The organism is Shewanella goraebulensis (assembly GCF_030252245.1).
GTDB lineage: Bacteria > Pseudomonadota > Gammaproteobacteria > Enterobacterales > Shewanellaceae > Shewanella > Shewanella goraebulensis.
The window spans coordinates 2,450,002-2,463,913 of record NZ_CP126972.1 but is presented as its reverse complement, the minus strand read 5'-3'; the positions used below and the strand labels follow the sequence as shown (position 1 = coordinate 2,463,913).

The window sequence follows — 13,912 nt, the reverse complement described above, 5'->3', positions numbered from 1 at the left end:
CTCTTCGCTCTTTTTTATATTGTATTAAAGCATTTTATTTAGAGCTTCTTCATCACACTTGCTAATGCATCTGCTAGAAGTATTTTATTATGTAATCCAGCATGATGATCACTGACTAGCGGAAAATAGCTAACAAATTCGCCGATATCAATACTGTCACCATGGCTAATTACATTGTTAACGGCATCACGGCCAACTAATTGATTAATCCAATTTATTTTATCTTCTAATTTAAGTGCATTAGCAGCGCATAACTCATTGGTTAAGTTGTCTATGAAAACAATCTGAGCGCTTGATTGTTGAATTGCCTTTGAAATTTCAGGTAATAGTAGCGGCGGTAATACGCTAGTAAGAAAGCTTCCTGGGCCAATGATAATCATCTCTGCTTTGTTAATTGCTTGAATAGCTTCACATGTCGCAGCCACTTGAGGTTCAACGGCTAAAGAGCTTGGTACTTCTTTCATCCCATCAACATTGGTTTCACCGAAGATTGTTTTGCCTTCAAAGTTTAATGCTGTTAGATGAGCTGGCTCCTCAGACATTGGAATAATGCGAGTATCAATCTTTAATATGGTGCGGATTAATTTAATCGCTTCCATTGGCCTGACGCAAAGTTGTTCCAGAGCGTACATAATGATGTTGCCAAGATTATGGCCGTTTAATTCATTATCGCCATTGAAGCGATGATCAAATAGCATAGTGCCTATGGATGGCCGGTGGGCTAATTGAGATAAACAGTTTCTTAAATCGCCCCAAGCAATAGTTGTTTCATCCTGGCGTATTCTTCCAGTTGAGCCTCCATTGTCAGTTGTGGTTACGATTCCGGTTAATTTCGGGCCTAAGAAAGATAATGCTGCTAATACGCGCCCTAAACCATGACCGCCGCCTAGTGCAACAACATGACTGTACTGATGTAAATCTTGATTCATCATTTTTTGATTCCTTTCATACTCTTGATGACTTTCTAATCTTGCATCGAATAATGCATGTTAACTATTACTTGATGCTAAAATTGAATGCTCAGGAATAATAGCATAAACACAGGACTGCTTTTAGTGATGAATCTGGGTATAATCATTTAAAAATTATTAAGGTAGGATTGTTCTTGAGAACTGGTAGAGTAGGTAAGTTTACCCTTGGTTTAGGCTTTGTAATAATCAGTATTATTTTGATTAGAGTATGGCTCGTTCCAACTTTGGAAAAGATTTTAGTTTCCACGCCTGAAATTCAGCAAAATGAGATAGAAGAAAAAACGGTTCCTAACTTCACCGCTATCAATGATATTCCAACCAAAAAACAAGTCTTTTTTGATTATATGGCTCCTGCTGTTAATCATCAAAATGCACTAATTTTGAAAGAACGCAACTTTCTAAAAGTCATTTTAGCAAACCTAAACAATCAACAAGAGTTAACAGAAGCAGAATTGTTTAAACTTAAACAGCTTACTAACAAATATAATTACTCAGTTAAAAAGTTTGATGAATCGACCTTGGCTCCTTTACTTATTAGAGTCGATACCGTCCCTGCAAAAATGGTATTGATTCAGGCAGCCAATGAAACCGGTTGGGGGAGCTCTCGCTTTGCCAAAGAAGGGAATAACTATTTCGGTCAATGGTGTTTTTCTAAAGGTTGTGGCTTAGTGCCACTTTCAAGAAAAGCAGGCTTGAATCATGAAGTTGCTTCATTTGATACGCCAGAAGATTCTATTGCAGCATACATGTTGAATTTAAATACTAATTCAGCTTATCGATTATTACGTTCTATTAGAGCTGACATTCGTTCACAAGAAAAGGAGCCGACTGCTGAAGAATTAGTATTTGGCTTAATTCATTACTCTGAACGAAAAGATGCTTATATTGACGAACTACTAGAGATGTTACGCCAAAACAAAGCGTATTTAGCAGGTTTATAAAATGAATTTAAAAAAGTCGTCAATTATTTTTGCAGCAATGCTAATCAGTCCTTCTGTCATAGCTGATTCAGTTTCAATACCATACGCAGGTTTTTATGAAAGGCTAAAGCAGGTCAACAAACATAATTATCAATTAGTGGAAGTTGCTTTTAGCGTACCTAAAAATAAAAATTGTGAAATGATATCTGGCAATATTACCACCGAAAAAAATGAATACCCGCTGACTTATGATAAAGATCAGCGCTTATACCTTCCTTATGATGCACAGCTAAAATCTGATAGAGGCTTGCTAAATATTGAAGTAACAGGGGACTCGTCACTTTGTGGTGTTGCAATGCAAGTTCGTGCTAAATCCACACAAATAAAATATTCGAAAGAAGAGTTAATTGATGTCAAGAATGATATGGATGCGCTATTAGATGGCCAGCAAGGGTTTCCTATGAAATATTTTAGGAAGCCAATCTCTGGATTAACATTCAGTTTTAGTGGTTCAGAATTACCAGTCGCGGTCACCATAGATGGTAACAAGCAGGTGATACAAGAGCAGTTGCAATTAACCTCAGAACAACTTGATAATTTACAGACAATTATTTTTGATGTTAAACCAAGTATCGTCAGTCCTTATGTTATGTAGTTTTTAATGGTATTTACTTCATAAAAAAGCCCTCAATAGAGGGCTTTTTTTTCTAACTTATAATCATTTATGGTTTATAAGTTGTGACAATATCAATCTTAGATGCTTCATCAAGATTAATATGACCATTGTTACTGGTATCTAAAAAATCAAACGCTGGTAAATCAGACTCAGCAACATCACCAGATAATGGTGCATCCGCATCACGTTGCAGCGATAAAAAATCAAACACGTTTCTATCCACCCCTTGAGATGGAGAAGTATTTTGCATAGCGGTGAAAATAGTTTCGATGCGTCCAGGAAACTCAACGTCCCACTGATTTAGCATATCTTTTACTGCTCCACGTTTAAGGTTTTCTTGTGAGCCACATAAGTTACATGGAATGATAGGGAATTGTTTTAATTCCGCATATTCAGCAATGTCTTTTTCTTTACAGTATGCTAATGGGCGTATGACCATGTTAGCACCGTCATCAGATAGTAACTTTGGCGGCATGGCTTTCATTTTTCCGCCAAAAAACATATTCAAAAATAATGTTTCGATGATGTCATCTCTATGATGACCTAAAGCAATTTTTGTTGCTCCAATGCGTTGTGCAAAACCATATAAGGTGCCACGACGGAGGCGTGAGCATAAAGAACACGTAGTTTTACCTTCAGGAATTTTATCTTTTACGATTGAATACGTGTCTTTTTCTAAAATATGATAAGGCACAGCTAGAGTATCAAGATAAGCTGGCAAAATATGTTCTGGGAATCCAGGTTGTTTCTGATCTAAATTAACAGCCACAATCTCAAACTTAATTGGTGCGCGTTTTTGCAAGTTCAACAAAATGTCGAGCATTGCATAACTGTCTTTACCTCCAGAAAGGCAACACATGATAACATCACCATCTTCAATCATTTGATAGTCACCTATCGCACGACCTACATCATGACGTAATTTCTTTTCTAATTTTGCTTGGCGATCTGCCAAAATTTTTTCTTGCTGTTGCATTTCAGACATTAAAAAGCGCCCAGTAACTATCGTTTCAGGGCGCGTATTATTCCAGCATTCTAGCCGATGGTAAAGACTTTAGTCTTCAAGTGGTGATTTATAACCCTCAGGTTTAACTGCAAGCAAATCACAATTGATACTATCAATCACATGTTCAGCAGTATTACCAATTAAAGCTGCAGAAAACCCAGTACGCCCAACTGTGCCTAAAATAACAAGTTCAGCATCAAGTTTTAGTGCTAATTCTGGGATAACATCTTCAGGTAAGCCTTCTTCTACATGATAGTTTTCTAGTGGAATATTGAAACTGTTTGCTAGATATTGAATGCGCTGTTCATGTTGCATACGAACCGTATCATTGTAACTTGCTGCATCAAATTCAGGTAATTCGATCGCAAGGTTCACAGGCGTACCAGGGTATCCATTAACTAAATGAATTTGAGCTGAAAACTTAGCAGCAAGATTCAATGCACTTTCAATGATCTTTGTATTTAATGTTGAATGCTCGTCATCTTCAGATGCAACATTCACAGCACACAAAATTTTACCCGCTACAGGCCAATCATGATCTTTAACCATTAATACTGGAATTGGGGCTTTTCGGAGTAAATGCCAGTCGGTCGGAGTAAAAATAATGGACTTTAACTTATCGTGTTCGTGAGTGCTTTTTACTAATAAATCGATTTCTTGCTCTATGGCATATTTAATGACACTTTCAAATGGTCTGTTATGCCAAACGACTTTTGTATCGATACTTAATCCATTTTTGATATAAGGTGCAATGGCTTCTGTTAGCCAAGTTTCACGTTGATCAATAACACCTTGGCGCATCGCTTCTCTTTCATGGCTAGAAAGAATAGATGTCATTTCATATGAGAAATCAAATATGGTGAGAAAAGCAGTGATAGATGCATTGGACTTGGAAGCAAGTTCAACGGCTCTGGCAAGAGCAGGTTGATGGTCAGTCATTGGGTTAATGACTACTAAAATCTTATTATAATCCTTCATAAAACCTCCAAGCTGTTTTTATATTACTATCACTTTTATCCACGGTGATGTCGTTGAGTTAGATCATAAAATCAAAATTAACTCTTTAAGTCGCAATTCTGGAATTGCCTGCAAGTTGACTTAGTGCAACATTATCAACAATGGTGATGTATTTGCCTTTAACTTCAATTAAACCCGCTTTTTGAAATCGACCCAATAAACGACTGATTGTTTCGACAGTTAATCCAAGATAATTTCCGATGTCTCCACGGGTCATTGTTAGCCTAAACTCATGCGGAGAAAAACCTCGGCTGCCAAAACGGTTAGCAAGATTATTGATAAATGCAGCTAAACGTTCTTCGGCATTTTTCTTAGATAATAATAAAATCATTTCTTGATCGCCCATGATTTCATTACTCATTAAGCGCATAATTTGTTGTCTTAATTTAGGCATAGTGCCTGAAAGAGTATCTAGGGTATCAAAAGGAATTTCACAAACCATTGCTGTTTCAAGAGCTTGGGCAAAGCTTTGGTGAATTTGAGAATGAATACCGTCAAAACCAATGACATCACCAGCTAAATGAAAACCAGTAATTTGTTCATCACCTTGCTCAGTAATAGTGAAACTTTTTATGGTTCCAGAACGGATAGCGAATAGAGATTTGAGAGGATCACCAGATTTAAATATCTGATCACCTTTTTGAACAGGCTTTTTTCGTTCGATAATATCGTCTAGTCTATCGAGCTCGTTATTATCCAACGTAAAAGGAATGCAAAGCGATTCCATACTGCAATCATGACAATGAATTGCACAACCACCAGTAGATGCGCGAAGCTGTTTCGTTTGATCTGTAGGCATATATACTCTCAATTAATTACTACCGTACCATGTTAAACTAATAACAATGCTACAGCTAGTTTAGCTGCATGATGGCGATATAAATAGTTTGTAAGCCAAATACTACAATCAAGATCCCACTTAATAGTCGTACTTGCTTTTTTTGAACCCATCCTGCCAATTTTTTTGCGGTTAATCCTGCACTTAGTAAAGCTGGTAGGGTGCCCAAACCAAAAGCTAACATCACCATAGCACCGTTTAATGCATCTCCTGCGGCTACCGACCAAGTTAATGTACTGTAGACTAATCCACAGGGTAACCACCCCCAAATCATTCCTGCAATAGTTGCTTGAAATTGAGTTTTAATGGGTAATAACTTGTTTGCTAAAGGCTTTAATACAGTCCAAAGGCCTTTTCCTAATTTTTCAATATGAACAATACCGAACCAAATCTGAGCAATATATAAGCCAGTAATTATCATCATAACCCCAGCAATGATTCTTAACCCAATAAGGTAAGAGTCTAGGTCAAACATATAACCTAATGCAGCACTACTGGCACCAGCTAGCGCACCGGCAATCGTATAACTTAAGATCCGACCTAAATTATAGCTAAGTAAAAAGCTTAACTGATTGGCTAAACGGTTAGATGAAGTTGCAGGCAAGTTCGTCGCAAAGGCACCGATAAGACCTCCACACATTCCAAAACAATGTGCAGCACCCATTAATCCTACGAGGAACGCGCCCCAAACATTATATTCAATCAAATTAATTATGCTTATTTGCAGAGGGTTTATCCAAATCGGACTCACTACTTGTGATATTTTCTTGGTCTTTCTCTTGTGTATTTGAAGGTACAGATGTTGAGTCTTCGTCAAACAATATAGAAACACTTTGTCTATCTAAGTCGTCAAATTGCTCAGATTTTACTGCCCAAAAGAAAACCGCAACAGCGACAACCACAAACAGCATGGCAATGGGAATTAAAACGTAGATGATACTCATATTTTTACCCTTAGCAGGCGAAGACTATTTGAAACAACAATAATAGAACTAATAGACATACCAATCGCTGCTATATATGGCACTACATGGCCTGTTACAGCTAAAGGAAGAATAATGATGTTGTAAGCAAATGCCCAGATTAAGTTTTGTTTTATTATTTTGTTTGTCAGTTTAGCAAGGTTAATTGCTTGATTAAATTTTGATAAATGATCGCCTAGCAAAATTAAATCGGCACTATTTTTTGCGATAGCACTGCCGCTACCCATCGCAACAGATAAATTTGCACCTGCAAGTACTGGAGCATCATTGATTCCATCACCAAACATAGCAAGATGTTGCTTTTTCTGTAATGTATTTATTAATTCAAGTTTATCATTAGGACTTAAACCAGAATAAGCGTGTTGAATATTTAATTGCTGAGCAATTTCATTAACATGCTCACTGGTGTCACCGCTTGCCATGCTAACTTGTATACCTGCTGCCTGCAGGTCCGTAACAGTTTGCTGACTGTCGGATCTTATTGAATCTTGCAGAATAAAGCATGCTGCTACTAAACCATCAATAGATAACCAAAGTAATTGACCTTTACATTGTGAAGCGTCTAAACCGATAAATTGTGCGTTACCAATTTTAACTGCCTTCTCATCAATGTTTGCAGAAATGCCTAAACCTACATGATGGGAAATGTTTGATGCGACAACATGCTTACTATAAAATTTTGAAAATGCATGAGCAATTGGGTGAAGCGAACCTAACTCCATTGCAGCAGCATATTGAAGAAGTTCTTTTTCAGTAAAGTCATTTGCGAAAATTATTGTTTTTTCAACAGATACTGTCCCGCAAGTCAATGTTCCCGTTTTATCAAAAACCACATGTTGTAATAGAGGAAGTTTTTCGAACACACCTGCTTTTTGAACTATGATGCCTAGTTTTGTAAAAATTGCAGTGGAACAAGTAATTGCAGTTGGAGTAGCAAGTGCTAAAGCACAAGGGCAGGTAGCAACTAGCACTGATAACATTACCCAAAAAGCGTCTTCAGGTGAGATAAACAACCAAGCAAAATAGGTAATTGCTGCTATAGCAATAATTGCTGTTGAAAAGTAGCTTGCTGACTTATCCACCATTAAGGCAATTTTAGGTTTAGTGTTAGAGGCAACTTCTTGCAAACGAATAATTTCTGCGACGAGTTGATCTTGACCTAGAGCGGTAACTTCAACAGTTAAAGGCTGATCTACATTGATAGTACCAGCAAAAACCATTTCTTCTTGGCATTTAATTAACGGCATTTGCTCGCCAGTTAACATAGATTCGTTTAGACCTGATTTACCTTCTAATATGATGCCATCAGCTGCAACAACTTCACCAGGCTTAATTAATATGATGTCACCAATTTTAAGGCGTTTAGCAGGTATTTCTGTGATTTCTTCAGTTATCTCGCTGTTTGAGTCTATTTGCGTAGTGTTTTTTAGATTTGCAGTAAGCGGAATTAACTTGTGTAAGTTACTCGAACTAACAGAGGCAGTTTGCTTAGCTTTTTGCTCGAAGAACCTACCTAATAACAAAAAGAAGGTAAACATGGTGACGGACTCGAAATACACTTCACCTGTACCATTAATCGTCGCAATACAACTCGCAATATAAGCACCACATATAGCCAGAGATACAGATAAATCCATATTTATCTTGCCGCCAAGTAAACTTCGAACTGCACTAAAATAAAATGGTTGGGCTGAATAAAATACAACTGGTGCAGCTAATGTCATGCTGACCCAACGAAAATAATCACGCATTTCAGTGTCGTGTACAACAAAGTAATCTGAGTAAAGGGCAAGGGCAAACATCATAACTTGCATAGTCGCGAAACCGGCTAAACCGAGCCTTAGCAAGAACTTACGACTTTCTTGTTTACTTTGTTTTTCTTGTTCATCAACTTGATATGGTGCGGCTTGGTAACCAATACGGCTAATAGTTGATAATATTTCACTGAGTTTTATTTTTGAGTCGTCCCAACTGACTAAAGCACGTTGAGTTGTCGAGTTAACGGCGATTTTGTTTACGCCAGAAATTTGTTTTAGTTTATGCTCGATTAGCCACGCGCAAGCTGCACAAGTTATCCCTTCAATAGATACTGAAAGGGTATTCTCATTATCTTTTGAGTAAACTAAATCTTGTTGAATTTCAGGTAAATCATATGCTGAATACTGGGCTAATTCGCTAGGAACTAACGCAGTTTGTTTACTTCCAGGTTCACTACGGAATTGATAATAACTACTTAAACCTGAATCGATAATAGCTTGAGAAACAGCCTGACAACCAGGGCAGCACATAAGCTGCTCCTGATTGTTAATAACAGTTGTAAACTCATTACCCGTTAGTACGGGTTCATTACAATGAAAGCAACTTTGCATGAAAAATTAATTTAACCAGTATTCTACATCGTCTGTAATTTCAATACGTTGCTGGATTCTCCAACTGGCATCAAAACCTTCTAAGCGCACATTCCAAGCTCCAGAAATGGCATCAGATAACCCAATACGATAAGCGCCAGTCCCATCTGCAGTTGCATTAATACTGAAATCTTTTTCTTCTAAAGTAGGGTGAATAAATTCGACTTTTAATGCAGCGCGATATTCAGGTCCACCATGCTGAGTAATTTTCAATTCATGATCATCAACTTCAACTAAAAACTGCATGCCTAAGTTTTTAGCTTGTTTGATTTTACGTAAATCCATATTGATGGCTTTACCTTCTTTATAATAATCATCTGAAACAAGCGAGTCTGCGTTATCAATTGCAATACTCATTGCAACCATACTTTTAATGACCACTACAAGAAGTAAAACGACAATGAACCAAGGCCAAAAATGTTTATACCAGGGAAGAGGAGCAGACATAAAACGGTCCTAAATATTAAGAATTATTATTGTGATATTTTAACTCGAAAAGGCTTAAGAATCACTTAAAAAAAAGGCTTCGTTTTCACGAAGCCTTTGTTGTTACTTTGATGTAACTATTTGTTTGATAAGCTATAAACATACGCCGATATAACGTGAACTTTTTCTTCGCCCAGTATATCGTCCCACGCAGGCATTACACCAGCACGTCCGTTTGCAATAGATTGCATAACTTGCAAACGGCTGCTGCCATATAACCAAGCATCGTCAGTTAAATTAGGTGCACCCATAAATTTGTTACCGGTTCCGTCCATACCATGACAAGCAAAACAACCTTTCATGAATGAAGCTTGACCTTGCGCTGCGAGAGTAGCGTCATGATCACGACCTGATAATTTAAATACGTATTCAGCTAAACCTTGAATTTCACTGTCTTCGATTGGTAAACCACCTTTAGGCGGCATCATACCGTTACGACCGTTCATAATTGAAGTTTTAATCGTGGCAAGTTCACCACCATATAACCAATTATTATCAGTTAAGTTAGGGAAACCAATACTACCTCGGGCATCTGAACCATGACACTGAGCACAATTTTGTAGGAATAAACGTCCACCTACTTTAAGTGCTTCTTCATCTTTAACTAGCTCTTCTAGCGGAGTCGCTAAATATGCAGCAAAGATAGGGCCATATTTTTCATCAGCAGCAGCAACTTCACGGTCATACTGTGATAAACGATTCTCAGCTTTAGCTAATTCAACCGCAGCTTTTGAGTCCTCTTTAATACCTTGCTCATAACCCACGCTTTGGTTAGAACTAGTCCAACCAAATAAACCTTGGTAACTACCAAGACCGGGATAAAGCGCAAGATAAATTAAGCCAAAGACAATACTGATGTAGAACATATAAGCCCACCACTTAGGAAGCGGGTTATTTAATTCTTCGATACCGTCAAAGGTGTGACCCATTGACTCGCCTTCTTCAATTCCGGTCTTGTTTTTTGAACAAGCACGTAAAAGGAAGAAACACCCCGCAATCACTAACAAAGTTGGAAAAATAATCCAAACATTCCAAAAGATACTCATTACTTGTTATCTCCTGAATGGTTAGTTTGCTTAGCGATTTCTTCTTCAGAAAAAATCAGGTTAGCAGCTTCATCAAATTTTGGTTTACTTTTAGAGCTGTAAGCCCAATAAAATATACCGGCAAATACGACCATAACAATAATGGTAAGAATGCCTTGTAACGTTCCGTAATCCATAATTGCCTCCTTATTTCAGTGCGTGGCCAAGTGACTGAAGATAAGCGATTAACGCTTCTAATTCAGTCTTGCCTTCTACAGCAGCCTGCGCACCAGCAATTTCTTCTTCGGTATACATATTATGATCCGGATGGAAATTGCTTAAGATTTGCATCTTATTACCAGTGAGCTTTCCGTCTAACTTGTTATCTGCTAACCAAGGGTAAGCAGGCATATTAGACTGTGGTACAACATCACGTGGATTAATTAAGTGAACTTCATGCCACTTATCACTGTAACGTCCACCAACACGGGCTAAGTCAGGACCTGTACGTTTAGAACCCCATTGGAATGGGTGATCCCATACTGATTCACCAGCTACAGAGTAATGACCATAGCGCTCAGTTTCAGCACGTAAAGGACGGATCATTTGGCTGTGACAGTTATAACAACCCTCACGGACATAGATGTCACGCCCTTCAATCTGTAAAGCATTGTACGGGATTAACCCTTCAACTGGTTCAGTTGTATCTTTAGAGAAAAGTAGCGGGGTAATCTGAACTAAACCGCCGAAACTAATCGCGATTACAGTGAAGATACCTAGCAGACCGATGTTTTTCTCGATTAATTCATGATTAAATTTCATCGTTCTGCTCCTTATGCTTTTTCTTCAGTTAATGGTGGTAAAGAATCTTTAGGTGCATTAACAGTACGGATGACGTTGTACGCCATAATAAACATACCAGTTAAGAAGAATACACCACCAATAAAGCGAACAAAGTAGAAAGGATAAGACGCTTCTAAACTCTCAACAAAGCTATAAGTTAATGTTCCGTCAGAGTTAACTGCACGCCACATTAGACCTTGCATAACACCAGAAATCCACATTGCTACAATGTATAACACTGTACCAATTGTCGCTAACCAGAAATGAACATTCACTAAATTAGTGCTGTACATACGGCCATGACCGAATAAAACAGGGATAAGGTGATATAGAGAACCGATAGAAACCATCGCTACCCAACCTAAAGCACCAGAGTGAACATGACCAACAGTCCAATCGGTATAATGCGATAAGGCGTTAACAGTCTTAATTGCCATCATTGGTCCTTCGAAGGTAGACATACCGTAGAAAGACAATGAAACAACTAAGAAACGAAGTACTGGATCAGTACGTAGCTTATGCCAAGCGCCAGATAAGGTCATAATACCGTTAATCATGCCACCCCAAGAAGGAGCAAATAAGATTAACGACATCACCATACCGAGTGTCTGAGTCCAATCAGGTAAAGCTGTATAATGAAGGTGATGAGGACCAGCCCAAATATATAGCGCAATCAAAGCCCAAAAGTGAACAATTGATAAACGGTATGAATAAACAGGGCGACCAGCTTGCTTAGGTACGAAGTAGTACATCATCCCTAAGAAACCCGCAGTTAATAAGAATCCAACTGCATTATGTCCATACCACCACTGTACCATCGCATCGACTGCGCCAGAGTACATGGAATATGATTTGAATAAGCTGACAGGTACGGCCATTGAGTTAACAATGTGCAGCACTGCTACCGTGATAATGAAAGCACCAAAGAACCAGTTCGCAACGTAAATATGCGATGTTGTTCGTTTAATGATTGTGCCAAAGAACACTACTGCATAAGCAACCCAAACAATGGTGATTGCAATATCAATAGGCCACTCTAATTCAGCGTACTCTTTACCTGAGGTGAACCCCATAGGTAAGGTGATTGCAGCAGAGAGGATAATGGCTTGCCAACCCCAGAATGTAAATGCAGCTAATTTAGGTGCAAATAAACGGGTTTGACAGGTGCGTTGTACGATATAGTAGGATGTTGCGAAAAGGGCTGAAGTACCAAACGCGAAAATCACGGCATTTGTATGTAGTGGTCTAAGACGACTATACGTTAACCATGATGTTTCGAAGTTTAGTTGTGGCCAGATTAACTGGGCCGCAATCAATACACCTACTGCCATACCAACGATTCCCCACAAAACTGTGGTTAACGCGAATTGGCGAACAATAGTGTAGTTGTAATCAGCGCCTGTAGGCTGGGAATGATTCATCATAATGCTTCCACGGCTTATTACTTTTACTTTTAATTATAGTAAAGCGGAACTTTACCTGTTTAGGCGACAATAGTTGAAAAAACAAACTAAAATGAAGTTGCTTTTTAACGCGTTGTCAAGGTGTTACCTCATGTTTTTTATATCTATCATGAGGCAATGCAATGATACTTGAGCTGTGTCAAAAAAGATACTCAGGGAGCCCGAGTAAACTTGATCTAGATCAATTTCCTAAAGATAATGTTATCAATTTGAATCATGAGGTTATTATTTGTGCACTTTTTAACAAAGTCTGTTTTCTTGTTATTTTTTATTGCTAATTTAGTAGGATGCGATTCACAAGTTAACGAATCCAATACCGCAAGAAGAACTGCCGATGCGACCTTATGCCAATTTAGCGAAGGAGAGTGTAAACAAAGTGTACACAATCTGTCCATTTCATTGCTTATCAATCCTATTTTTGCTCCCAGTGAAAAACCTTTGCAGGTTAAGCTTAATTTTTCAGAACCAGTGACTAATGTCGATGTAAGAATTGAAGGTCGTGATATGTTTATGGGAATTATTCCCGTTAAATTAACATCAGCTGACTCAAAATCCTTTTCAGGCCAAGCTATATACGGCTCATGTAGCAGTGATTATATGGTTTGGCGAACAATCGTAAACTTTGAATTAAACGGTGAAGTAAAATCTACGTGGTTTGATTTTTTAGCTGACAATCACTAAAAGCGAACATCGCAATCGAAATTACCACAAATCGTGTTGATAATCATTCTCATTAAGTTATAATTACTTCAACTGAATATTGGGGTAATTATCATGACTAAATTAAACATTTCCATTCCACTAGAAAAAATGGCCTTATTAATCCAAAGTGGCCACCTTTGCGTAGCAGACGTTAAAAGTTTGGATATTGAAACCAAAAAGCAATTGTGGCAATTATGCTTAATGTCTTGTAACCAGAGAGTGCATTGTAATAAACCAGTAGCGGTAAACATTCAATCTTCGGATTTGATAGATGAACAATTGATATCAATGTTTCAAGCTAATTAATCAAACAAAGTGCACTAGCAATGATTAATAAAGTTATTAATATACAATTAGTTATGTAGAAGTTCATAGTTGATGGCATTTTTATAAGGCAACAAAGTCAAAATATTTAATCGCTAACAGCAATCAAGTCTATCAATAAATTATGTAACAACTAACCATGGACTTTAGTAATGAACCAATTCATTGATAGAGTAACGACTAAAAAATCAATTAGAGTAAATGCTATTTGATCCAAATGACGCATCAGTGTTCCTAATTTTATAAATAG

General features: G+C 37.7%; 16 protein-coding genes. 4 read left to right on the top strand and 12 right to left on the bottom strand.

Annotated elements, in window-relative coordinates; genetic code table 11:
- Positions 1–38: 38 nt before the first annotated feature.
- Positions 39–932, bottom strand: a complete 894-nt coding sequence (gene yvcK / locus QPX86_RS10335; RefSeq protein ID WP_285162570.1) for a uridine diphosphate-N-acetylglucosamine-binding protein YvcK — start codon at positions 930–932, stop codon at positions 39–41.
- A gap of 173 nt (positions 933–1,105) precedes the next feature.
- Between yvcK and QPX86_RS10330 the strand changes: the two genes are divergently transcribed.
- Positions 1,106–1,912 carry a glucosaminidase domain-containing protein gene (locus tag QPX86_RS10330; protein WP_220755609.1) on the top strand — a complete coding sequence of 269 codons (807 nt, stop codon included), beginning with the start codon at positions 1,106–1,108 and terminating at the stop codon, positions 1,910–1,912.
- Position 1,913: 1 nt separating this feature from the next.
- Entirely contained in the window at positions 1,914–2,546 is a 633-nt protein-coding gene (locus tag QPX86_RS10325) for a DUF2987 domain-containing protein (protein ID WP_285162569.1), read from the top strand.
- A 67-nt stretch (positions 2,547–2,613) separates the two neighbouring features.
- On the opposite strand, the gene ttcA is transcribed toward QPX86_RS10325, so the two are convergent.
- The 11 genes from ttcA to ccoN form a co-directional block, all read right to left on the bottom strand.
- The gene (gene ttcA / locus QPX86_RS10320) at positions 2,614–3,543 is read right to left on the bottom strand and encodes a tRNA 2-thiocytidine(32) synthetase TtcA (RefSeq protein ID WP_374758530.1); all 930 of its coding nucleotides are present in this window, start codon (positions 3,541–3,543) and stop codon (positions 2,614–2,616) included.
- Between the two features lie 78 nt (positions 3,544–3,621).
- The gene (gene uspE / locus QPX86_RS10315; RefSeq protein WP_285162567.1) at positions 3,622–4,551 is read right to left on the bottom strand and encodes a universal stress protein UspE; all 930 of its coding nucleotides are present in this window, start codon (positions 4,549–4,551) and stop codon (positions 3,622–3,624) included.
- A gap of 85 nt (positions 4,552–4,636) precedes the next feature.
- Positions 4,637–5,389: an electron transport transcriptional regulator EtrA gene (gene etrA, locus QPX86_RS10310; RefSeq protein ID WP_220755605.1), complete on the bottom strand. Its 753-nt coding sequence runs from the start codon at positions 5,387–5,389 to the stop codon at positions 4,637–4,639.
- 55 nt (positions 5,390–5,444) lie between these two features.
- Complete coding sequence (locus QPX86_RS10305; RefSeq protein ID WP_220755604.1) at positions 5,445–6,134, bottom strand: sulfite exporter TauE/SafE family protein; 690 nt, start codon at positions 6,132–6,134, stop codon at positions 5,445–5,447.
- A 1-nt stretch (position 6,135) separates the two neighbouring features.
- Positions 6,136–6,372, bottom strand: a complete 237-nt coding sequence (gene ccoS, locus QPX86_RS10300) for a cbb3-type cytochrome oxidase assembly protein CcoS (protein WP_220755603.1) — start codon at positions 6,370–6,372, stop codon at positions 6,136–6,138.
- Positions 6,369–8,780 (bottom strand): heavy metal translocating P-type ATPase, encoded by a 2,412-nt coding sequence (locus tag QPX86_RS10295; protein WP_285162565.1) that lies wholly within the window; start codon positions 8,778–8,780, stop codon positions 6,369–6,371. Before QPX86_RS10295 ends, ccoS begins: the two co-directional genes overlap by 4 nt.
- A gap of 6 nt (positions 8,781–8,786) precedes the next feature.
- The gene (locus QPX86_RS10290) at positions 8,787–9,266 is read right to left on the bottom strand and encodes a FixH family protein (RefSeq protein WP_220755709.1); all 480 of its coding nucleotides are present in this window, start codon (positions 9,264–9,266) and stop codon (positions 8,787–8,789) included.
- Between the two features lie 116 nt (positions 9,267–9,382).
- Positions 9,383–10,351: a cytochrome-c oxidase, cbb3-type subunit III gene (gene ccoP / locus QPX86_RS10285; RefSeq protein ID WP_285162564.1), complete on the bottom strand. Its 969-nt coding sequence runs from the start codon at positions 10,349–10,351 to the stop codon at positions 9,383–9,385.
- Entirely contained in the window at positions 10,351–10,527 is a 177-nt protein-coding gene (locus tag QPX86_RS10280) for a cbb3-type cytochrome oxidase subunit 3 (protein WP_153913779.1), read from the bottom strand. Before QPX86_RS10280 ends, ccoP begins: the two co-directional genes overlap by 1 nt.
- A gap of 10 nt (positions 10,528–10,537) precedes the next feature.
- Positions 10,538–11,152 carry a cytochrome-c oxidase, cbb3-type subunit II gene (ccoO, locus tag QPX86_RS10275; RefSeq protein WP_220755702.1) on the bottom strand — a complete coding sequence of 205 codons (615 nt, stop codon included), beginning with the start codon at positions 11,150–11,152 and terminating at the stop codon, positions 10,538–10,540.
- A gap of 11 nt (positions 11,153–11,163) precedes the next feature.
- Positions 11,164–12,597 carry a cytochrome-c oxidase, cbb3-type subunit I gene (gene ccoN, locus QPX86_RS10270; RefSeq protein ID WP_220755701.1) on the bottom strand — a complete coding sequence of 478 codons (1,434 nt, stop codon included), beginning with the start codon at positions 12,595–12,597 and terminating at the stop codon, positions 11,164–11,166.
- A gap of 270 nt (positions 12,598–12,867) precedes the next feature.
- Here ccoN and QPX86_RS10265 point away from each other — a divergent pair, with 270 nt between their 5' ends.
- Together QPX86_RS10265 and QPX86_RS10260 are read left to right on the top strand one after the other, a co-directional pair.
- Entirely contained in the window at positions 12,868–13,317 is a 450-nt protein-coding gene (locus tag QPX86_RS10265) for a hypothetical protein (protein ID WP_259651414.1), read from the top strand.
- Positions 13,318–13,410: 93 nt separating this feature from the next.
- Positions 13,411–13,644, top strand: a complete 234-nt coding sequence (locus QPX86_RS10260) for a hypothetical protein (RefSeq protein WP_220755699.1) — start codon at positions 13,411–13,413, stop codon at positions 13,642–13,644.
- Positions 13,645–13,912: the final 268 nt, after the last annotated feature.